The sequence below is a fragment of the Bacteroides sp. MSK.18.37 genome (genome assembly GCF_019129155.2).
Lineage (GTDB): Bacteria > Bacteroidota > Bacteroidia > Bacteroidales > Bacteroidaceae > Bacteroides > Bacteroides ovatus.
Genome location: NZ_JAHOIB020000001.1, coordinates 5174763 through 5197107 on the forward strand (window position 1 = coordinate 5174763; position 22345 = coordinate 5197107).

The 22345-nt window shown below is 42.4% G+C and carries 16 protein-coding genes; 7 read left to right on the top strand and 9 right to left on the bottom strand.

The genetic code is table 11. The features are described 5' to 3' along the window. The first annotated feature begins 13 nt into the window (after positions 1–13). On the top strand, positions 14–259 hold the full coding sequence (locus tag KSX81_RS19895) for a hypothetical protein (RefSeq protein ID WP_004300538.1): 246 nt from the start codon (positions 14–16) through the stop codon (positions 257–259). Further along, the gene (locus KSX81_RS19900; protein ID WP_004300536.1) at positions 259–708 is read left to right on the top strand and encodes a WG repeat-containing protein; all 450 of its coding nucleotides are present in this window, start codon (positions 259–261) and stop codon (positions 706–708) included. Before KSX81_RS19895 ends, KSX81_RS19900 begins: the two co-directional genes overlap by 1 nt. Before the next feature lie 970 nt (positions 709–1678). Here the strand turns inward: KSX81_RS19900 and KSX81_RS19905 are convergent. From KSX81_RS19905 to KSX81_RS19915, 3 genes are all read right to left on the bottom strand, one after another. Continuing rightward, complete coding sequence (locus KSX81_RS19905) at positions 1679–3178, bottom strand: L-lactate permease (RefSeq protein ID WP_004300533.1); 1500 nt, start codon at positions 3176–3178, stop codon at positions 1679–1681. A gap of 92 nt (positions 3179–3270) precedes the next feature. Continuing rightward, entirely contained in the window at positions 3271–4722 is a 1452-nt protein-coding gene (locus tag KSX81_RS19910) for a DUF3868 domain-containing protein (RefSeq protein WP_004321329.1), read from the bottom strand. Between the two features lie 24 nt (positions 4723–4746). Then, complete coding sequence (locus KSX81_RS19915; protein ID WP_004300526.1) at positions 4747–5334, bottom strand: DUF3575 domain-containing protein; 588 nt, start codon at positions 5332–5334, stop codon at positions 4747–4749. Positions 5335–5582: 248 nt separating this feature from the next. On the opposite strand from KSX81_RS19915, the gene KSX81_RS19920 reads away from it, so the two are divergent. The 4 genes from KSX81_RS19920 (at position 5583) to KSX81_RS19935 (ending at position 11717) form a co-directional block, all read left to right on the top strand. Next, entirely contained in the window at positions 5583–7127 is a 1545-nt protein-coding gene (locus tag KSX81_RS19920; RefSeq protein ID WP_004300524.1) for an acyl-CoA carboxylase subunit beta, read from the top strand. 78 nt (positions 7128–7205) lie between these two features. Next, entirely contained in the window at positions 7206–8717 is a 1512-nt protein-coding gene (accC, locus tag KSX81_RS19925; RefSeq protein WP_004304129.1) for an acetyl-CoA carboxylase biotin carboxylase subunit, read from the top strand. 29 nt (positions 8718–8746) lie between these two features. Further along, on the top strand, positions 8747–9271 hold the full coding sequence (locus tag KSX81_RS19930; protein ID WP_004297139.1) for a biotin/lipoyl-containing protein: 525 nt from the start codon (positions 8747–8749) through the stop codon (positions 9269–9271). A gap of 88 nt (positions 9272–9359) precedes the next feature. After that, positions 9360–11717 carry a PAS domain-containing protein gene (locus tag KSX81_RS19935; protein ID WP_004297137.1) on the top strand — a complete coding sequence of 786 codons (2358 nt, stop codon included), beginning with the start codon at positions 9360–9362 and terminating at the stop codon, positions 11715–11717. A 105-nt stretch (positions 11718–11822) separates the two neighbouring features. On the opposite strand, the gene bioD is transcribed toward KSX81_RS19935, so the two are convergent. The 6 genes from bioD to KSX81_RS19965 all read right to left on the bottom strand — a co-directional run bounded on the left by bioD (position 11823) and on the right by KSX81_RS19965 (position 19051). After that, complete coding sequence (gene bioD / locus KSX81_RS19940; protein ID WP_004297136.1) at positions 11823–12476, bottom strand: dethiobiotin synthase; 654 nt, start codon at positions 12474–12476, stop codon at positions 11823–11825. Continuing rightward, positions 12473–13339 (bottom strand): malonyl-ACP O-methyltransferase BioC, encoded by an 867-nt coding sequence (gene bioC / locus KSX81_RS19945; RefSeq protein WP_004297135.1) that lies wholly within the window; start codon positions 13337–13339, stop codon positions 12473–12475. The genes bioD and bioC overlap by 4 nt, the downstream gene beginning before the upstream one ends. Positions 13340–13403: 64 nt before the next feature. Next, entirely contained in the window at positions 13404–14066 is a 663-nt protein-coding gene (locus KSX81_RS19950; RefSeq protein WP_004297134.1) for a DUF452 family protein, read from the bottom strand. Continuing rightward, a complete protein-coding gene (locus KSX81_RS19955; protein WP_004297133.1) occupies positions 14063–15217 on the bottom strand; it encodes an 8-amino-7-oxononanoate synthase in 1155 nt (384 codons plus the stop codon). Before KSX81_RS19955 ends, KSX81_RS19950 begins: the two co-directional genes overlap by 4 nt. 221 nt (positions 15218–15438) lie before the next feature. Next, positions 15439–17853, bottom strand: a complete 2415-nt coding sequence (gene bioA, locus KSX81_RS19960) for an adenosylmethionine--8-amino-7-oxononanoate transaminase (RefSeq protein WP_004297131.1) — start codon at positions 17851–17853, stop codon at positions 15439–15441. Between the two features lie 88 nt (positions 17854–17941). Beyond that, positions 17942–19051 carry a DUF4421 domain-containing protein gene (locus tag KSX81_RS19965; RefSeq protein WP_004297129.1) on the bottom strand — a complete coding sequence of 370 codons (1110 nt, stop codon included), beginning with the start codon at positions 19049–19051 and terminating at the stop codon, positions 17942–17944. 157 nt (positions 19052–19208) lie between these two features. On the opposite strand from KSX81_RS19965, the gene KSX81_RS19970 reads away from it, so the two are divergent. After that, the gene (locus KSX81_RS19970; RefSeq protein WP_004297128.1) at positions 19209–22337 is read left to right on the top strand and encodes a SusC/RagA family TonB-linked outer membrane protein; all 3129 of its coding nucleotides are present in this window, start codon (positions 19209–19211) and stop codon (positions 22335–22337) included. Positions 22338–22345: the final 8 nt, after the last annotated feature.

Here is a 22345-nt window from a genome sequence, read left to right on the forward strand (position 1 = left end):
TAATTCTGATATCATGGAACACATAGTTAAAACTTATATTTTACTTTTATTCTCTTTATTAGTATCTTCTATAGGATATGCACAAGAAGAGAACGATATCATATATATTCAGGAAGGGAAATGGGGCGTTATTTTGTGTGGTGAACGTGGTTATGCTTGGCTGGATAATAAAGGAGATACTATTTTCGGCTTTGGAAAATTACAGGAAATTTCAGCTGATGATGACTTTAATTTGGTCTTGGCTGAAAAAGCCTTGTAGTGAAGAGGCAGGATAAGGTGGGAGTGGTGATGAAGGATGGTGAGCAGCTAATTCCCTGCGAGTATGATTCGATTTCTTCATGGTGGGAATATGGGCCTTCCGCGCATTATGTTGTGAAAGATAAAAAAGTGGGAATTATTGATTATATCGGTAAAGTATTACTTCCTACAGAATATGATAGTTTGGATTATGTAACTAAAGATGTTGTAATAGTAACTAAGGATAGTAAATATGGAGCTGTTGATATAAATAATAGATTAGTGCTTCCTTTCGAATATGATGATATTAGATTTGATATTGAGGAATGGTGTGCTACAGGTTATGAGTATATTAGATATATTTATGTGCGTAAAGATAAGAGATATTATAAATATGATAGAGAAACACCTATTATGGAAGTGATGCTTCAGAAAAGTATAATAGATAAGATATTTAAAAATTATTTGTAGTTATATTTAACAGTTTCAAGGAAAGATGTGAGAGAGAATAAGTTGAAATCACCCTCACTACGCTAATGCTGTAGTAAAGGTGATTGCTTATTTCTGGCACTTTTCGTACGTTTTCTACCAAGAAGAACCGGTTTATATCAGTGCTTTACTGCTATTTTCTTCATCGGATCCTGCATTAAGTCGTTTCTGCAAATATTTTACATTCTCAAGATGTATATAGTTAACTAAGTACATCTGCTTAAACTGCCATGTGTTTTTTAGTAGTATTCACAATACTGTATGGATTTGAACTAATTCATAGTATAGGAGTTTGAACTAAACATTACATAATGAAAAAACTATCTATCATACTATCATTCATTTTAGTAATGTTTTAATTATCACTGTAATATCTATGCTAGATAGCTTTAAAAAAATGTATCTATCATACTTTTACCAGTAAAAACGGGTTACCTATCATCTACAAAATAGCCGTATAAATATCCTATAAGCATAAGACGGCTTGTTTTTGTCACAATGAAGCCATATAAATCCGAATATCGCAGCTCAAAAATCCCACTTAAACAGCGATAAATTTATAGCCCACAAGTGTGTGCTGCATAGCCCGCATATGTAGGTTGTATGGTTTACATGCGTGGGCTGTACGGCACACACTTGTGAACTATAGAAATACTGCCGCTCCTCATAGATAATTAAGCTGTCAAATACAGGTTATCACCCTATAAAGTGTGCATTCGTATGTCTTTAAATGGATTATCTCACCTAATGCTACACTAAAATAGATACAGTATAGGAATGATAGATGTTTTTTCCACTATGTATGACCGAATCCATACAGTTTCACTCATTTTCGCACTGTTTCATTCATTTCCGTGCAAAAACGAGCTAAATGTTTTAATATCTAATGGTTAAGCGGAAGTATTATCACGCTTTGTTAACAGTATTATTATCTTCTTCAATTTTAGGGTAATTAACTGAAAATATAAACAATAATTCCTGTAATCGCCACATATATTAAAGCATAAGGAATAGCTGCTTTCAGTATTTCACCTTCTTTTCCCTGTTGGTTTCCGGCAGAAGTAGCAATGGCAATACTTTGTGGAGAGATAATCTTACCCCCTGTAGCACCTACTGTATTTGCAGCAGACAGCCAATCCGGACTGACATGAATTTGCCCAGCCACACTTGCTTGCAACTTTCCGAAAAGGATGTTGGAAGATGTATCGCTTCCGGTGATAAACGTTCCCAAACAACCGATAACCGGAGCAAATAACGGGTATAAACTTCCGGTAGCCGTAGCCAGTGCTGTGGCAATCACGGCGATCATTCCGGAACTATCCATAATAGTAGATAACCCCACGAGGCAGATAACCGTAATGAATGTTTTCTTCAACTGCTTCACGGTATTCCAAAGAACGATGAACAGATCTTTTACTTTAGCCCCCTGAATCAATCCACCGATAAAAGTACCGATGAAAAGCAATACTCCGGCATGGGTCAGCCAGGAAATAGTATAATTAACGGTGGACGCATTGATAGGAAGGCTGATTCTCGTAATCCAGTTATTCTCTAATGTATGACGTAATCCCGGAAAGAGGGGACTGGTTAAGATAATCAGAAACAGAATCAGTAAATAAATGCTCCATGCATTTAATATATCTTTCGTTTTCAGATGGCTTTTTCGTGCTTTCTCTTCTTTGGATGCAGTAAGTTTTCCATAAATAACGATTACGATAATAGAAAGAATACTGCCGATTATGGCCGGAGATTCAGCACCCATATATTTTGCTGCCACATATTGGCTGGCTAAAGAGACTCCGCCTACCAATAAAGCCAGGAATATATTTTTCGGGAGCGACTTAAGTTTGGAATCAGTAAGGAAAAGTAGAACCAGCGGAATCAGGAACATTAAAACGGATAATTGCAATACGACATTCGTACTAAGATGCAATACGTCCAAATTCGTTTCTTTGGCCAATACTAATACCGGAGTTCCGATTGCTCCGAAAGCAGTGGCTACACTATTGGCAATCAGACTCACCGTTGCCGAAAAGATAGGCTTGAATCCTAGACTGATAAGAATTGCCGCCGGAATAGCTACTGCTGTTCCGAAGCCGGCCATAGCTTCCAATAGACCTCCAAATCCCCAAGTCAGTAATAACACCTGAATACTTTTATCGGTAGAAATAGATGCGAATTGCTGTTTGATAATCTCCATCTTTTCAGTTTTCAACAATACATTATAACTGAAAATAGCCATCAAAATAATGATTAAGATAGGAGAGACAGCTTTTAATGCTCCATATAAAAAGGAGTAAAACAGATTGTCTACCGAGAAAGCGAAGCCGAAAAGAGCAATCAGCATCGTCACAATCAGAGAAATGATACTACTTTTATCACCTGACATTTTAAAAAATGCCATCAGTATAATCAACAGTAACACTGGAATAACAGCAAGGATCAAGGTCATAATTATCAGATTTAAAAAGTGGAACGTCGTTTATTATTGATATAACAAACGAACGCCCCACTTTGGTCGGTTGAATAAATAGATTTTTCTGTTTATTTCATCTTCACACTTAAAATTTGTTGTAATTGTTTTAAGTTGGCAAGGGCAGCTTCGTTACCTAGCTTTGCTGCCTGCTCGAATGCGGCCATGGCACGGTTAATGTCTCCGTTAAGGAAATTGTAGACTCCGGTATTGTTGATGAACTCGGCAGTATTGTGATCGGCTTTCTCCATAAACTTCACTGCTGCATCCAAATCCTTTTGTGATAATGCGACGGCTCCTGCGTTCAGGTTAGCTACGGCGTCAGTAGGATACATGCGTACAGCAATATCGAATACATTAACAAAATCCTTGCTGCCTTTCGGATAACTGTTGGCCACCTGATACATTTCGTTCAGACTAAGATATTTCGGATTTTCCCGGATAATGATACGGCCTTGTTCAACATCGAAATTGACAACGGTATAGTCAATCTTGCAGTTCACTTTACGCAATCCCGGATAAATCTCTTTCAGCATACTACGGTAAGGAGCTCCGCCGCCTACACGCATGATTTCCTGTTTACGTTTGGCATCGTCAGTTGTATTTTTGATGATGTTCAGGAATGTTTCCTTCTCCTTCATCGAAGAAGATTGGAGTGCTTTTACCAATCCATCCCAGTTTTCTCCACCGAAAGTCACTTTATATAGTTTGGAAGGCACTTTTTCGTTCTTAACCAGATAATCCTTCAAAGCTTCCGCACGTTTTTTGGAAAGCTGTTCATTGAAGGTAAGAGGTCCTTCCGGCGAGGCGAAACCTTTGATACTGATACCTTTCACAGTCAGGTTCCGGTCATTCTGTATTTTGTCAAACATGGCATGGATATTCACCAATTCAGCATGATTGTTCATGAAGTCGGTAAGGATCACCGATTTGTTGACCGGAAAATCCAGATGAGCTTCATATTGTTCGCTACGGTTTTTGACCACTTCTACGGTTGGCTGAATATAGGCAATGATAGGAGACATGGCACTTAAACGTTTGGCTTCGGTAGATACATCATTGGTAATCAGTTCCTGTGCATTCATTTCCTGATAATTGCCGCATCCGCATAGATTCTCTACAAGTTGCAAACTGGCATTAGCCATCCAGGGTTTGTAAGGAATCACCTGCGTATAATTAAAAGTTTCCCTTTTATTATAAGGAACGATAATGGCGGTAGGTTCTTGCTTAGTGATTGCCAGACTGCGGATATATGCTTTTTCGCGTCTTTTACCATTGACGATGATTTCTTGCAAGGGTACATTATGCTGTCCGTCCGTCAGCAGGGGAATAAGGCTTAAACTTCGGGCGGAACCTATTGTCAGATTCTTCATGTCGAAGGTCATGCTGACATAGAGAGAGTTACCTTGTTGCCATAAAGATACGTTCGAGAGAGTGAGCGCATCGTTCAGGAATTTTTGTGCATGAGCCGGTAGGATGGCGGCTGCAAAAGCTATAAATAGATAAATAAGTTTTCTTTTCATCATTGTAAGTTTTAGAGAGTTCGATTATTTGATGACATAAATGAAACTAAGACCGATTTTGGTCGGACCGAAATAATTGCGGGTGTTATGTCCCAACTTTTCACCTCCGTCACCACGAGCATACTTGTCATATTCCAGACGGGCGTATCCCACTCCGATGGTAGCTTCCATACTCCATCGTTTGCTTATGATCCATTGATATCCGTAGGAAATACCGGCTCCGTACAGATTGCCGTCGTAACGGTCATGTCCCATTCCGAATATATTCAGATTGCTGACATTCATTTCTCCGTAATGTCCGTGCAAACCGAAGAAACTTCCGTTGAAACGTTCGCAGAGCCAATAGCGTAATTCCGGCTGAACGAGCCAATGTTTGATTTGACGGTCGTCACCAAACTTCCACGGATTGTAGTTACCGGATATGTCGAGAGTCAGTTTCTTTGCCAATCCCACTTCGATTCCTAAATTGGGCGTAGAAGTGGCCCAATAGAGAGCATTGGTCTTGATGGCAAATTTGGGTAGATAGGTTTCATTCCGTTGTACCTGTGCATGAATACTTGTACCGAACACGAGCAGGAAACCGGCTGCTAATAAGATTTTAATTGTTCTCATTTTGTTAGGGTATAGGTTTTATTAAAAATGATAAGCGATAAACAGAAAAGCGGGGAAGTTTGTTGTCGCAACCTGCAAAAAAAGCTCCCTAAATAAATGGATAAAGATGTTTTAAGGCATAAATGCTAACAATTTCCACGCATGATGCGTTCATTATATAAAAGTACCTTTGTGTAATCAATATGACAATGATTTCATTTATTACTGTTTATTTTTACACACACATACAACTTTAATAATTACAGCCTATGAAAGAGCTTATTAGCAACCTGGAAGTACTGAACAGGAAAGCAGAAAAAGGCGGCGGAGACGCTCGCATTGAAAAACAACATTCTGTGGGCAAGCTGACCGCCCGTGAACGCATCGATTTATTATTGGAGAAAGGTTCGTTTATCGAACTGGATAAGTTGGTAACCCATCGGTGTACCGATTTCGGTATGGAAAAGCAGAAATTCGCCGGAGACGGGGTGGTGACGGGATATGGTATGATTGGCAAGCGCCTGGTTTATGTATTCGCACAGGATTTCACCGTATTTGGAGGAGCTCTTTCGGAAACGCACGCTAAGAAAATTTGTAAAGTGATGGACATGGCCATGCAGATGGGAGCACCCATCATCGGATTGAATGACTCGGGAGGTGCACGAATTCAGGAAGGAGTACGTTCTTTGGCCGGATATGCCGAGATATTCCTGCGCAATTCTATGGCATCCGGAGTGATTCCGCAGATTAGCGCAATCATGGGACCTTGTGCCGGTGGTGCTGTTTATTCTCCTGCATTGACCGATTTTATTTTGATGGTGAAAAACTCCGGTTATATGTTTATTACAGGACCGGATGTGGTGAGAAGCGTGACACAGGAAGAAGTGACAAAAGAAGAACTCGGTGGAGTAGGCGTGCACATGACAAAGTCCGGTGTAGCCCATCTTTCTGCGGAAAACGATATTGAGTGCATCAATTATATTCGTGAATTGATCTCCTATCTGCCGGGGAATAATATGGAAGAGCCTCCGTTTGTAGCGACCAGCGATTCGCCGACTCGCCTGACTCCGGAACTGGCAGATTTGATTCCGTCCAATCCGAATCAGCCGTATAATATAAAAGAGATGATAGAAGCGGTGGCTGATGATAATAGTTTCTTCGAGCTTCAGGCAGAATATGCTGCGAATATTGTGACGGGATATATCCGCCTGAATGGAAAAACGGTGGGAGTGGTGGCTAATCAGCCATTGGTGCTTGCTGGTACACTGGATATCAATGCGTCTATCAAAGCCGCCCGTTTTGTCCGCTTCTGTGATGCTTTCAATATCCCTTTACTGACACTGGTAGATGTTCCGGGATTCCTTCCGGGAATCGATCAGGAATATGGCGGAATTATCCGTAACGGGGCAAAATTACTTTATGCTTATTGTGAGGCTACGGTGCCGAAAGTGACGGTTATTACCCGCAAAGCATACGGTGGTGCTTACGATGTGATGAGTTCCAAGCATATCCGTGGAGATGTAAATCTTGCTTTCCCTACCGCCGAAATCGCGGTGATGGGACCGGATGGAGCTGTGAATATCCTTTTCCGTAAGGAAATAGATAAAGCCGAGAAACCCGAAGAGAAACGGAAAGAACTTCAGGATGATTATCGCGGAAAGTTTGCCAATCCTTACCGGGCGGCGGAACTGGGATATGTGGATGAAGTAATCGATCCGGCAGTAACCCGTTTGCGGTTGATTCGAAGTTTCGAGATGCTTGCCAACAAACGGCAGTCGAATCCTCCTAAGAAACATTCTAATCTACCGCTGTAAGCCTGTTTATGGATTAAATCCGTGCCTAAAATTATTAAATTGCTCTTTTAAGTTTTGACTTCTAAAAAGAAAAAGATTATGATAAAAAAAATATTAGTAGCCAACCGGGGTGAGATAGCGATGCGCATCTTTCGGACTTGTCGGGTGATGAATATCTCGACAGTGGCTGTTTATACCCATGTAGACCGCGGAGCTTTGCACGTGCGTTATGCGGAAGAAGCCTATTGCATCTCCGAATCGCCCGAAGATACCTCCTACCTAAAGCCGGAATTGATATTGTCCATTGCCAAAAAGACCGGAGCCGCTATTCATCCGGGATATGGTTTCCTGTCGGAGAATGCGGATTTTGCCCGCCGTTGCGAAGAAGAGGGAGTGATTTTTATCGGACCGAGTGCGGATATTATTTCCAAAATGGGAATCAAGACGGAGGCCCGTAAGATTATGCGGGAAGCAGGATTGCCTATTGTGCCCGGAACCGAAACACCGGTACAGGGCATTGATGAAGTGAAGAAGGTAGCTAATGAAGTTGGCTATCCCATTATGCTGAAAGCACTTGCGGGAGGTGGAGGAAAAGGTATGCGTCTGGTACGTACGGAAGAAGAGGTGGAAACTGCTCTCCGTTTGTCGCAATCCGAAGCAGGGACATCCTTTGGCAATGATGCGGTTTATATTGAAAAATATATTGAGAATCCGCATCATATCGAAGTTCAGATCATGGGAGATAAGTATGGAAATGTCGTTCATCTGTATGAACGTGAATGTTCCATTCAGCGTCGTAACCAAAAGGTGATAGAAGAAAGTCCTTCTCCTTTTGTGAAAGAGGAGACGAGAAAGAAGATGTTGAAGGTAGCCGTGGAAGCCTGTAAAAAAATAGGTTATTACAGTGCCGGGACATTGGAGTTTATGATGGATAAGGACCAGAACTTCTATTTTCTCGAGATGAATACCCGTTTGCAGGTAGAGCATCCTGTGACGGAGGAGTGCACAGGCGTTGACTTGGTACGGGATATGATAACTGTTGCTGCCGGAAATCCATTACCTTACAAACAGGATGATATTGAGTTTAGCGGAGCAGCGATCGAATGTCGTATTTACGCCGAAGATCCGGAGAATAACTTCATGCCCTCTCCCGGTGTGATTACTGTCCGTGAAGCTCCCGAGGGACGTAACCTGCGTCTTGACAGTGCCGCTTATGCCGGATTTGAAGTCTCTCTGCATTATGACCCGATGATTGCCAAGCTATGTTGTTGGGGGCGTACCCGTGCATCGGCCATTTCCAATATGGCACGTGCTTTGCGCGAGTATAAGATTCTGGGAATTAAGACAACGATTCCTTTCCATCAACGTGTATTGAAGAACGCAGCTTTCCTGAAAGGTGAATATGACACGACGTTTATTGATACACGCTTCGATAAGGAAGACCTGAAACGTCGTCAGAATACAGATCCGACAGTGGCTGTCATTGCTGCCGCAGTGCGACATTACGAGCGTGAGAAAGAAGCGGCTTCCCGTGCAACAACACTCCCGGTAGTAGGAGAATCACTCTGGAAGTATTATGGTAAATTGCAGATGACTGCTAATAATTATTGATTTGAGACTAATAAATAACGGAACAGATTATGGGTACAACATTAGCTACATATTACGCCAAGCTCCAGGATATGCCGGACAGTGAATATAAGGTGGAGATTCTGGAGGACGGACCAATCAAGAAGATTGCAGTCAATGGTAAGATATATGAGGTCGATTATAACATGGGTGGCGACTCTATCCATTCGATCATCATCGATCACCACTCGCATGGAGTGCAGATTTCTCCTTCTTCCAATAATTCATATACGATTATGAATAAAGGGGAGCTTTATCAGATTGAATTGCAGGGAGAAATGGAGAAGATACATAATGCCCGCACTGCTGCTGAATCCGTAGGGCGTCAGGTGGTACAGGCACCGATGCCGGGAGTTATCCTGAAGACGTATGTAAAGAAAGGAGATCTCGTGAAGCGGGGTGATCCGCTTTGTGTATTGGTGGCGATGAAAATGGAGAATGAGATACGTTCGGTGACGGATGGAGTTGTGAAAGAAGTATTCGTGGAAGATGGCATGAAGGTGGGATTGAACGACCGGATTATGGTAATTGAGTAATTCTTTGAAAAAAACGGGGTAAATACGTGCTTTTATTCAAAAAAATATTTACTTTTGGCAGATAAGTACGTATTTACACCGTTACATTATGAGTATCGAACAAAGCAAAGAAGCATTATTAGAACAGTTAGAAGCACTTAAAAAAGAAAACGAGCAGCTTAGAAAAGAACTTTCTACCCTTAGGGATGAGAAATATAACGATCGTCCTGTTAGTTTTAAAGAAAAATATGCTGTTAGAATACTAGACTCTCTTCCCGATATGCTGACTGTCTTCAATCAGAGTGAGGTAGGTATTGAAGTTGTTTCCAATGAGGAAACCAACCATGTAGGAATATCAAACAAGGATTTTAGAGGGATGCGTATGCAGGATATGGTTCCACCGGAAGCATATCAGAATATTCACTCCAATATGCGTCATGCTATCACCACCGGAACTGTTTCAACTGCACATCACGAACTGGATTTTAATGGTGAACGCCATTATTACGAGAACCGTATTTTTCCGTTGGATGAGGAATACGTGCTGATTATGTGTCGTGATATAACGGAACGAGTAGCTACCCAAAGGCAGTTGGAAGTTTTTAAAAGTGTGCTCGATAAGGTGAGTGACAGCATTCTTGCTGTGGCGGGAGATGGAACGCTGGTTTATGCGAATAAGCAATTTATAGAAGAATACGGTGTAACGCAAGAGTTGGGTACACAAAAAGTATATGATTTGCGTGTCTCTATGACCGACAGGGGGGCGTGGGAAAAAAGATTGCAGGAAATTCGTGATAACGATGGTAGCTTTGCTTATCGGGCGGCTTATATACCTTACGGGCATACGAAGGAGAGAGTACATCAGGTATCTGCTTTTCTGATTCGTGAAAATAATCAGGAACTCATTTGGTTCTTTACGCAGGATATTACTGATGTTATCAAGAAACGGGATGAACTCCGCGAACTGAATTTATTGTTGGATGGTATTTTAAATAATATTCCGGTCTATTTGTGTGTGAAGGACCCGGAAGATGATTTTAGATATTTGTATTGGAATAAGGCATTTGCCGATCATTCAGGTATTCCGGCGTCTAAAGCTATCGGGCATACGGATTATGAAATATTTCCGGTGCATGGAGATGCGGAGAAATTCCGTAAAGATGATTTAGAATTACTTCAGACTCATAAGCGCATTGATATGCAGGAAACTTATTTGTCCGCTAATGGAGAAGCGCGTATCGTGCAGACTTTGAAAGCACTTGTACCGATGGAGGGACGTAAACCGTTGCTGATTGGCATTTCATGGGATATTACTAATCTTCAGAATATTGAGCAGGAACTGATTAGGGCAAGGATTAAAGCGGAGCAATCCGACAGATTGAAAAGCGCTTTCCTTGCTAACATGAGCCATGAGATCCGGACTCCGCTGAATGCTATTGTAGGATTCTCCCAGTTATTGCCTTCTGCCGAAACTGCTGAAGAGAAAAAACTCTATTCGGATATAATCAATCAGAATTCGGATATTTTGTTGCAATTGATTAATGATATTCTGGATTTATCGAAGATAGAAGCCGGGACACTGGAATATATCAAACGTCCAATGAATCTGGGAGAGGTCTGCCGAACAATTTATACTGTTCATAAAGAACGTGTGAAAGAAGGGGTAACTCTTGTCTTTGATAATGAGGAGGAGGATTTGCTCATGGAGGGAGATCAGAACCGTATCATGCAGGTGATAACGAATTTCCTGACTAATGCAAGTAAGTTTACCTATGAAGGAGAGATCCGTTTTGGTTTTGGACGAATGGATAAAGATATTCGTGTGTATGTAAAGGATACAGGAATAGGGATAGAACCGGAAAAGGTAGATCATATCTTCGAGCGTTTTGTCAAACTGAACTCTTTTGCCCAAGGGACAGGATTAGGTCTGTCTATCTGTCGGATGATTATCGAAAAAATCGGTGGAGAAATAGGGGTGACTTCCGAACTGGGTAAAGGCTCCACATTCTATTTCACGATCCCTTATGAAGAAACCGGAGAGCATGGTAAATTCTTTAAAGAGTCGAAAGTGGTATCTAAAGGAAATACAGTCAATCGTGTACAACAGATTAAGAAGATTCTGGTAGCAGAAGATGTGGAGAGCAATTTTATCTTGCTGAAGAATCTGATTGGCAGGGAATATACATTGCTTTGGGCTAAAGACGGAGTGGAAGCTATCGAAATGTATAAGCAGTACCAACCGGACTTAATCCTGATGGATGTAAAAATGCCGCGTATGGATGGACTGGAAGCAACCCATATTATCCGCTCTTATTCTAAAGAAATTCCAATCATTGCTTTGACGGCTTATGCTTTTGAGGCGGATAAAGAATTGGCATTGGAGATGGGTTGTAATGACTTTGTGACCAAACCGATTTCGGAAAGAACATTGAGAAAGGCTTTAGATAAATATTCGACTACTGTTTAAAAAAAGGATTATGGCTATATGTATCCGGTGAAAGTTACTTATGATAGCCATAATCCACAAAAGAGTACGATTGTTGTTGAGTGAAAGTAGTCGGTGATTACTTTTCTATAGATTCTTTTTTATTTCCGGAACCAGTATAAACTTCGTTTCCGGAAAATACTTTTTCAGCCAGGTCCGGATAAATTCCATTGTATCATTCTGAATCGTCTTGTCTTCTACGGTAGGATATAAATTATATAATACGGTATCTAGTACAATGCCGCGTTTTTGTATTGCTTCGAGACTAAGCAGGGTATGATTGATACTCCCCAGTTTGCCCGAAGTAACAAAGATAAGCGGATATTTTTCTTGGACGATGTAGTCAATGGTTAAAAGTTCAGTTGTCAGGGGAACCATAAGGCCGCCTGCTCCTTCAAGTAAAACAGAGTCATACCGTTCACTCAATTCTTCGGTCGCACGTTTTATTTTATCAAAGTCGATGGGGCGGTTATCCAGCTGGGAAGCAAGATGCGGAGAGGCGGGATAAGAGAAAATCTCCGGCATGGTTAGTCCCTCTTGGTCTTCTTTGGTGAAAGGGATTCCCATGATTTGCCGATGTAGGTCAATATCTTCGGAATGACCTACATTTCCCGTTTGAATAAATTTCTGGGTGATGGTGCGATGCCCGTTCTTGTTCCATTCACGAGCTAGAAAGCCGGTGGCATAGCTTTTTCCGGCATCAGTGTCGATACCGCTTACGAAATATACATTCTGTTTCATACTTTTTTCTTTTTTGCGATGATATAAATAGGGTGATATGTTAAGGACACAGAAGTGCCCTGAGTAAATTCCTGCGTGTAACGTTCACAGAAGAGTTGCAAGTCACGACGAGTCCACTGTTGTTGGGGGAGATTGTTCTTAGAATTGTTCTTAGAATTAGTTCTTGAATTATTCTTTGAATTGTTGTCTGATGAACACAAATCGTTCTCTTGTTTTCCGGTAGGAGAGGATTGCGTTGATAAGCCATTGACTCCGGTTTGCTTCAAGTGATATAGTACTTTTATCGGGTCTTCGAACGAAAGCGGGATAAGCTCTTCTTCTGAATACAGTATGTCAAAATGGGGTGACAAAGCTACTTCGAGCTCTTCCCGTGAACGATAAGGAAGTCCGTTGCCGGTAAGTTCGCGTATTTCTTTCATGTTTTCTTTTCCAAAAGTGCTAAAAGCAAAATAACCCTGATTATTGAGTAGGGTATTACACCTTTCGAAAAAGTTTTCCGGTGATTCGAACCATTGCAAGGCGGAGCAGGAAGTTATCAATGTACTTTCGGTGGGGAAAGAGACTGTTTCGGCATCTCCCGGAAGAAAAGAAACCTGCTTCTTCATTAATAAGTCCTCACAGCAATATTTCATATCGGGGCAAAGGTCATTAAGTAATAACTCTTCCGGACGGAGGGCTTGGAGCAGCATACGGGAGTAAATACCGGTTCCGCAGCCAAATTCAATTACTTTCGAACAGGGAGAAGGTATGTGTTCTGTAAGCAAACGAATCATTTTACCTGCTATTTGCCGTTGCACGTTTGCTTCCTTTGGATAGGTAGTGATAGCTTTTGAAAAACGTTCTGCGATTAGTCGTTTATTCATAATCGATATTTATTTAATAGGCTGATATACTTGATAATCACTTTATTTTAAAATGATGGATGCATCAGTTCTCCGGCTGCATGAGTATCGTGTTAAAAAGCTCTTGTTGGTAATGTGCCGCTTCCACTTGTTCAAGAGAGTCCACTTGGTTTTCCCATGCCAAATATTGGTTATCCGGGAGGAAAATGCGGTCGCCTTTTCCTATGATAGCTTTTTGCCATTTAAAATCAGAGGGCGGCAATGATAAATATTGTTGTTGTATAGCGGCAAGTTCTTCTTTGAGTTCTTCCATCGGACGCTGGGGGGATATGGTTTGAAAAGTTTTATAGTCAGCTATTGAACCACACATTCTTCTTTGAAATTTTTGCAAGGTTTGTTCATTCAGCCCTTGAAGTGTGCCATCGAAAATAGAGTGAGCGATACCTTTGGTTTCGTGTATGGGGTAGAGGGTGCCGTTGATGGCGATACTTTGGGAGACAGGCAGATGTGGGTACTGCTTCATGATTTGCGAAGCTGCCCAGACTCCCATCGACCAGGCGATAAGTGTAATCTGGGAATAGGTTTCTAATAAGTCGGTATCAAATGCTAATGAACGGTAATCATAGCAAATCATCCAGTCCTTATCTGTAGGATGAATGGTCAGGAAAGGAGTTTCGTCCATCCCCCAACCGGCGAAGAAAAGCAATAGATGCTTCTGATTATTCTTTATGATAAAATGCTGCTTCATTCGTTTATCAATTTGATGAGTTGGTCAATTTCATGTTCAGTGATGTCCGCTGTCAGTGAAAAACGGATACGTGAAGTTCCGTCGGGTACGGTAGGCGGACGGACGGGCAATGCATAGAATCCTTTGCGCTGGAGTTCTTCTGCTTTCAATATGGTATCTTCACTGGCTCCTATAATCATAGGTACAATATGGCTCACCGATGGGCAATTATATCCTTTGGCTGTAAGGGCTACCTTTAGCTTTTCACTGATTTGTAGCAGGTGAGCCCTCTTATGTTGTAAAGCTGAAAGGCGTTCTAACATCCACGAAGTCCACTGGATATTGATAGGAGGAAGTGCGGTGGTGAATATAAACGTGCGCATTTTATTAATAAGATATTCCCGAATGAGTTGCCGACAGACAATATAGGCACCTGCCGAAGCAATGGCTTTTCCGAATGTTCCTACTAAAAAGTCTATATCGTTGATACAGTCCTGTTCTTCGGCACATCCTAATCCTTTTTTTCCTCGTACACCAAAAGCATGAGCCTCATCTACATAAAGAAGAACATTGGAATAACTCTTTTTGAGTTGAATGAGAGCGGGAAGATCAGCTTCATCGCCATCCATGCTGAAGATACTTTCGGTAACAATAATAAGCTGCTCATAAGCGTTATGATTTTCAGCAATCAGTCGTTGCAACTGGGAAATATCATTGTGACGATACCGAATACATTTAGCTGATGATAATTTAATTCCGTCTATCAGGCTTGCATGCACTAGCTTGTCGGCAAGAATCAGTGTGTGAGTATTGCAAATGGCAGGAAGTATTCCTGTATTGGCATGATAACCACTATTGAATATAAGTGCACTTTCCGTTCCGAACATCGTGGCTAGCTGTTGCTCCAACTTCTGATAGTCACTAAAATTGCCGGTCAGTAACCGGGAAGAGGAGGAAGTAGGCAGGAATGTTTCAGGGGTGAGTGTTTTTAAGAATTCCTTCCTCAATGAAATGTCATTGGACAGCCCGAGATAATCATTAGAAGATAGGTTCAACATTCGTTGTCCGTTCAGCAGAACATCTCGTCCTTCGTGAATAAGCGGTGGGAGAGAACGGTAGTTCTTTTTCTCTTTCAAGGTCTGGAGTTCCTGGTTTATATGTTCTAATGTCATGAATTATTGTTTTAAGTAATAAGTATTCGATATATGGATGGTTGAAAGCGTAATCAGTTGTCTATAAGATGTTTATTGTCTAAAGAAGTATCCCGAAAGTTTCTCACCGACCAAGGCATCCTTCCTCGGTGAGGAAAGGCCCGTTCCTCACCGAGGAACACCCTTTTGCTCACCGAGGAACAGATTCTTGGGTGAAAATCTGGTAATATTCTTCTTATCTGTCATCTTTTTTGAATAACTTTAAGTAAGCCGGAAGTCAGTTCGCTTAATTGTTCCGAAGTGATGATGAAAGGCGGCATCAGATATACCAGCTTGCCAAAGGGACGTACCCAGATTCTTTCTTCCACAAATCTTCGTTGCATATAGGCCATATTTACCGGACGTTTCATCTCAATGACTCCGATGGCTCCGAGTATTCGTACATCAGCCACTTCCGGAAATTCCCGTGCAGGAGCCAGTTCTTCTTTCAGTTGAGTTTCGATTCGCTTCACATTCTCTTGCCAACCGGATTCGAGCAGCAGGCGAACGGAAGCGCAAGCCACTGCACACGCAAGTGGATTCCCCATAAATGTAGGTCCGTGCATAAAAGCTCCCGGTGCGTGGTTAGAGATTGTATCTGCTATCCGGTTGCTGGTCAATACAGCAGAAAGTGTCATATATCCTCCGGTCAGTGCTTTACCGATACACATTATATCCGGTTCTACTCCGGCATGTTCCCAAGCAAAAAGTTTACCGGTTCGTCCGAATCCCGTTGCTATCTCATCGAAAATAAGAAGAATATCGTGCTTCCGGCAAAGCTTTTCTGCTTCACGTAGGTACTGCGGATGATAAAACCACATCCCGCCTGCTCCCTGTACCACCGGTTCTAGAATAAGCGCCGCCAACTCTTTTGAATGTTTTTCAATCATCTCTTGTAGAGGTAGTATATCTTTCGGATTCCATTCTCCGTCGAACCGGGAAGTGGGGGACGGGACAAAATAACGTACAGGCAATGCCGAACCGAAAAGACTGTGCATACCCGTCACCGGATCACATACAGACATGGCATTCCACGTATCACCGTGATAGCCGGAACGGATAGTCACGAAATTGTTCTTTTCCGGTTTTCCTGCTGCATACCAATATTGTACAGCCATTTTCAGTGCCACTTCTACGGCTACCGAACCGGAGTCAGCATAGAATATTTTCTGCATGGAGGAAGGAACCAAAGGCAATAACAATTTCCCCAGTTCAATGGCCGGATCATGCGTCAGTCCTCCGAACATGACATGAGACATTTTATCTAATTGTTCTTTTGCCGCCTGATTTAATACCGGATGATTATATCCATGCACTGCACACCACCAGGAAGACATTCCGTCAATGAGCGTTCGTCCGTCTTCGAGGGTAATGGTAGCGCCGTCTGCCCGTTTTACTTTGTAGACAGGAAGCGGATCGGTAGTCGAAGTATACGGATGCCAGATGTGCTCGCGATCAAATTGGGAATCGGCGAAATGATAGCCTTCTTCCTGAATCATCTTTTTGTCTTCCGATACTTTGGAGCCGAGTGTTGTCAATAGGTCGCCTACGATAGCCGAGTTAATTCCGATATATAATGCCTTGTGCATCGCTTCGGAAGAAAGTTGTGAACGTCCTCCGGCAAAACGCAGAAAAGCGGTCGGATTGATAAAACGAAAGAGTGCGATGGTTTTAAGTATTTCTTCTTCGCTTAGAGGCTGCTCGTTTTCCAGTGGAGTTCCCGGAATCGGACTAAGCAGGTTGATAGGTATGGATTGAACATTCAGTTCTGCCAATGTGAAAGCAAATTCAATCCGTTGTTCCATCGTTTCTCCCATGCCGATGATACCTCCGCAACAGATATCCATGCCTACACGACGGGCTGCATCGAGAGTAGCCAGTTTCTGTTCTTGCGTATGCGTAGAGCAGAGTTTGGAAAAATAAGACGGGGCAGTTTCCAGATTACAGTGATAACGGGTGATTCCCGCTTCATGCAGGGAACGCAATTCTTCTTCATTGAGCAGTCCCAGAGAAGCACAAAGTTGAATCGACGAATGTCGACGCATATAGTGGACTGTATCGCAAAGTTGGGTAATCTGTTTGGGAGATGGTTTTCGTCCGCTGGTAACGAGGGAGAATCGGTTGACGTCCTGGGCTTCGTTGTATTGGGCCTGTCGAAGACATTCTTCAGCGGGAAGGAGATCGTAAATCTCGGCTTTAGTCTGGTAGTGGGAGGATTGTGCACACCATTTGCAGTTTTCCGGACATCGGCCGGACTTGGCGTTGATGATGGAACACATGTCGAACTCGTGCGAAGCACGCGCGACGGTAATCTCATGCGCGGCGGCATAAAGCGCCTCGCTGTCAGCCATGTTGGCTAGCCAAGCAGCTTGGTCGGGTGATATGTCGATACCCGCCAACACTTGGTCTTTGATTTCCTGAAGTGTCATAAATGTATGATAAGGGATAGTTTGTGCAGCATTCTGCTTACGAAGAGCAACGTCTACTACATTGATATGCAGATGACCGATTTGGAATTCACGTCCCATACTTGCAAAGGCAGCATAGTTCTTTCTTCCCCAGTAGCGAAAGCGGGAAAGGAGCGTGCGTGTGGTCTGTATGTGGCGTTGTTGCTTCATTGATTTTTTTACTTTTGTTCGTTAGAACGTGGCAAATGTACAAAGATTCTTTGGATAAGCAAGTTGATGATTTCTAGTTTCTGTGGTATTATTTCTTTTTCCTGTATTCTTTGCGGGTGTTGAAGTTGAATCCGGCATATATTTGGAGAGTACCGAATCCATTGTCTACAGAGAAATTGTTGCGATGATAATTGTAGTTTTTCCCAACAAAAGAAGTACCTACATAATACTTTCCGGTGTTGTAGACAATCCCTGCACGAACCAGAAAATCCAGATTGAATTTACCGTACCATGCTTTTGCTTCATTTGTTTCTGCGTCCACATCGGAAGCTTTGTAGGCAATGGCAGGGGTGAGAGACAGGCATGCCAGACAGTTGCGGGCAAAGACCCAATTGTAGGCGTAGCCGAAACTGATATTGGCATTGGTGTATTTAATATTCTTGACTTTCATGGCAGGATTCATCGCCTCCTGGATAAACCCCGGAAGTGCTGTATAGTCGAAGTCGAGATGATGCTTTGAAATGGAAAAACCTGCAATAAATGTACCTGCATTGCGTCGTTGATTAGTGGACTGACTGAATGCGGCAGGATAGGAGAATTTACGGTTATTGAAGATATAATATAGATTCAGTCCTTTGATATCTACCTTTATTCCGCTGAAATCTTCGGAATAGTTAGAGGGGATATCGTCTGAAAATCCTCTGATTTTATGTATTTTGTAATCATTACCAGTGCGGCGATAGAAGATATCCACACCCAGTTTGGAACTGTATAGGCTAAGATCGAATTCTGTTCCTCTGTTCTTTCGGGTACCTTTTTTGAAAATATCGTTCACATCTACAGACCATCCCAGGAAAATCCATCGCCAGCCGAAATACAATCCTATCTTGTTGTGCGGGTTGGGAGAAAAACTAAGTTTCTGTGGCTGCGGCAATTCACTGGTGATAGAATAATACTCAAAGTTGCTGAAATGAGTAACCATCAGCGCATAGTTATAACGGTTGGGACTGATATAGAGCGTATCGAAATCACTGAAGTTCATAAACTTCTTGATCGCTCTTTTAAAAGCACTTGGCTTGGTGGTTGTTGTGGAATCTACTTCTGTACTATCGTTGCCTAAAGAGACTTTCTCTTCAGTCTGCGCCTGTAAGGACAGTGAAAATAACAGAAAAAGATATAGAATAACCCGTTTCCCCATGTGGTTCTTTGTTGGTATAGATATTTTTAGTTTCACGAATGTACTATCTTTCGTTGATTTATACTAGCAATCTTCTAAAAAATGTTTCGTTTCCTAAACAAAAAAGTTCAATGTACTGTTAGTTACAACAAGCAAATAAATCTTAAGCCACAAAATTATGAGAATCTATTTACGTTTATTAGTCGTGTCTCTTCTGCTTTTTGCAGGAAATATAGTATATGCGGAAGCACAGCAGGAGAAACGCGTGACAGGCACAGTGACTTCTGAAGGAGAACCTTTGCCTGGTGTCTCCGTACAATTGAAAGGAGCATCTTCCGGCACCATTACCGATATTGATGGAAAGTATTCGATTGAGATTCCTGCGACCGGCACTTTAGTGTTCCGTTTTGTAGGAATGAGAACGGTGGAACAACCGGTGAATAACCGGAGTGTGATTAATGTCACGTTGGAATCGGAAAGTAAGGAACTGGAAGAAGTAATGGTGGTAGCTTATGCTACCGCTAAAAAGTATAGTTTTACCGGAGCAGCTTCGACGATGAAAGCAGGTGAGATTGAAAAGTTACAGACTTCCAGCATATCACGTGTATTAGAGGGCACGGTATCCGGAGTACAGGCAAGTGCGGCAAGTGGGCAGCCAGGTACGGATGCGGAAATCCGTATTCGTGGTATCGGATCTATCAACGCTTCCAGCGCCCCGCTTTATGTAGTGGACGGTGTCCCGTTCGATGGTAGTGTGAACTCTATCAATCCGGATGACATATCTTCGATGACAGTATTGAAAGATGCGGCCTCTGCTGCTTTGTACGGTTCCCGTGGTGCGAATGGAGTGATTATTATCACCACCAAGCAGGGAGATCAAAATACCAAAGCAACGGTAAAGGTGAAAGCTTCCTTAGGAGGTTCCAACCGTGCCGTGCGTGATTATGATCGTGTCAGTACCGACCAATATTTTGAATTGTATTGGGAAGCACTTCGCAATCAGTACGCCAAGAGCGCGGATTATACTCCGGCAACTGCTGCGGCACAAGCATCCAAAGACCTGGTTACGAAATTGATGGGAGGTGGACCGAATCCATACGGTCCCCAATATGCGCAACCGGTCGGTACAGATGGAAAATTGGTGGCAGGTGCCCGTCCATTATGGAATTCAGACTGGAGTGACGCCATGGAACAACAAGCACTTCGCACAGAGTTGAATCTAAGTGTTTCCGGAGGCGGAAAAGCAAATCAGTATTTCTTTTCAGCCGGATACCTGAATGATAAAGGTATTGCGCTTGAATCCGGTTATCAGCGTTTCAATCTTCGTTCCAATATCACCAGCGAAATGACCTCCTGGTTGAAGGGAGGAGTCAATTTGAGTTTTGCACATTCTATGCAGAACTATCCGGTTTCTTCCGACTCTAAAACCAGTAACGTGATTACCGCAGGGCGTACCATGCCGGGATTTTATCCGATTTATGAAATGAATACCGACGGTAGTTACAAATTGGATGAGAATGGAGACCGCATTTATGACTTCGGCTCTTATCGTCCTTCCGGTTCGATGGCAAACTGGAATCTGCCGGCTACTTTGCCTTTAGACAAATCAGAACGAATGAAAGATGAAGTTTCCGGTCGTACTTTTCTGGAAGCTACGATTATTGAGGGATTGAAATTCAAGACTAGTTTTAACTTTGACTTGATTAATTATAATACGTTGGATTATACGAACCCCCAATTGGGCCCGGCTAAAGAAAACGGCGGCGGCGTCAGCCGAATGAATACCCGTACTTTCTCTTGGACATGGAATAATATTGCTACGTATGACAAGACAATCGGTGAACATCATTTTAATGTCCTTGCCGGTGTGGAAGCCTATTCTTACCGTTATGATGAACTGACAGCATCACGTTCCAAAATGGCACAGCCTGATATGCCGGAACTGGTAGTCGGTTCGCAGTTGACCGGAGGTTCGGGGTATCGCATCGATTATGCGTTGGTGGGTTATCTGACTCAAGCATTATACGACTATCAAAATAAATATTTCTTCTCGGCATCCTATCGTCGCGACGGTTCTTCACGTTTTGCGCCGGAGACCCGCTGGGGAAATTTCTGGTCGTTGGGTACTTCTTGGCGTATCGACCGGGAAGAGTTTATGGCAAGTACTTCCGACTGGTTGTCTGCCTTGACTCTGAAAATGAGCTATGGTGCGCAGGGAAATGACAACCTAGGTACTTATTATGCAAGTAAAGGACTTTATACTATTGTTTCCAATTTGGGAGAAAATGCGTTAGTGTCCGACCGTATGGCAACTCCGAATCTGAAATGGGAAACAAACCTCAACTTTAATGTAGGTATCGACTTCTCCCTGTTCAATAACCGTTTTTCCGGTTCGTTTGATTTCTTTACACGTCGTTCGAAAGACCTGCTTTATTCACGTCCGATAGCTCCTTCCCTGGGATACGGTTCTATTGACGAAAATGTAGGAGCCTTGAAGAATACAGGTATAGAAATGGTACTTAACGGAACGATTATCAATCAGAATGGTTGGGTATGGAAACTGGGTATGAACTTGACGCATTATAAGAATAAGGTGACAGACCTCCCATTGAAAGATATGCCGCGAAGTGGTGTGAACAAGTTGCAGGTAGGTCGTTCGGTGTATGATTTCTATATGATAGAGTGGGCGGGGATAGATCCTGAAAACGGAGATCCGCTGTGGTATAAGGATGAGGTGGATGCAAATAAGAATCCGACCGGAAAACGTGTCACAACAAATGATTATGGTTCGGCTGACTATTATTATGTTGACAAATCGTCTCTTCCGAAGGTGTATGGCGGATTCAATACGTCTCTTTCTTGGAAAGGATTCGATCTTTCGGCTATCTTTGCTTACAGTATCGGCGGATATATCTACAATCGTGATGTTACAATGATTCTGCACAATGGAAGTTTGGAAGGTCGCGACTGGTCGACGGAGATTCTAAGAAGATGGACTCCCGACAATCGCTATACCGATGTCCCTGCTTTGAGTACTACCTCTAATAACTGGAACTCGGCTTCCACTCGCTTCTTGCAGAATAATTCGTATATGCGATTGAAAAACCTGACACTTTCCTATAACTTACCCAAACAATGGATTAGTAAGTTGTCATTGAGCAGTGTGCAGGTATATGTACAAGGAGATAATCTGTTTACCATTCACCGGAATCAGGGACTAGACCCTGAACAGGGAATTACCGGTATCACTTATTACCGTTATCCGGCTATGCGAACCATCTCCGGAGGTATCAATGTTTCTTTCTAAATTCAGAC

What these genes read in the sequence shown, in the direction of transcription:
- bioC (WP_004297135.1), bottom strand. Translation starts at nt 13,339, where the DNA reads ATGAATAAACGACTAATCGCAGAACGTTTTTCAAAAGCTATCACTACC.
- KSX81_RS19920 (WP_004300524.1), top strand. Translation starts at nt 5,583, where the DNA reads ATGAAAGAGCTTATTAGCAACCTGGAAGTACTGAACAGGAAAGCAGAA.
- KSX81_RS19970 (WP_004297128.1), top strand. Translation starts at nt 19,209, where the DNA reads ATGAGAATCTATTTACGTTTATTAGTCGTGTCTCTTCTGCTTTTTGCA.
- accC (WP_004304129.1), top strand. Translation starts at nt 7,206, where the DNA reads ATGATAAAAAAAATATTAGTAGCCAACCGGGGTGAGATAGCGATGCGC.
- KSX81_RS19910 (WP_004321329.1), bottom strand. Translation starts at nt 4,722, where the DNA reads ATGAAAAGAAAACTTATTTATCTATTTATAGCTTTTGCAGCCGCCATC.
- KSX81_RS19935 (WP_004297137.1), top strand. Translation starts at nt 9,360, where the DNA reads ATGAGTATCGAACAAAGCAAAGAAGCATTATTAGAACAGTTAGAAGCA.
- KSX81_RS19915 (WP_004300526.1), bottom strand. Translation starts at nt 5,334, where the DNA reads ATGAGAACAATTAAAATCTTATTAGCAGCCGGTTTCCTGCTCGTGTTC.
- bioA (WP_004297131.1), bottom strand. Translation starts at nt 17,853, where the DNA reads ATGAAGCAACAACGCCACATACAGACCACACGCACGCTCCTTTCCCGC.
- bioD (WP_004297136.1), bottom strand. Translation starts at nt 12,476, where the DNA reads ATGAAACAGAATGTATATTTCGTAAGCGGTATCGACACTGATGCCGGA.
- KSX81_RS19950 (WP_004297134.1), bottom strand. Translation starts at nt 14,066, where the DNA reads ATGAAGCAGCATTTTATCATAAAGAATAATCAGAAGCATCTATTGCTT.
- KSX81_RS19965 (WP_004297129.1), bottom strand. Translation starts at nt 19,051, where the DNA reads ATGGGGAAACGGGTTATTCTATATCTTTTTCTGTTATTTTCACTGTCC.
- KSX81_RS19955 (WP_004297133.1), bottom strand. Translation starts at nt 15,217, where the DNA reads ATGACATTAGAACATATAAACCAGGAACTCCAGACCTTGAAAGAGAAA.
- KSX81_RS19930 (WP_004297139.1), top strand. Translation starts at nt 8,747, where the DNA reads ATGGGTACAACATTAGCTACATATTACGCCAAGCTCCAGGATATGCCG.
- KSX81_RS19895 (WP_004300538.1), top strand. Translation starts at nt 14, where the DNA reads ATGGAACACATAGTTAAAACTTATATTTTACTTTTATTCTCTTTATTA.
- KSX81_RS19905 (WP_004300533.1), bottom strand. Translation starts at nt 3,178, where the DNA reads ATGACCTTGATCCTTGCTGTTATTCCAGTGTTACTGTTGATTATACTG.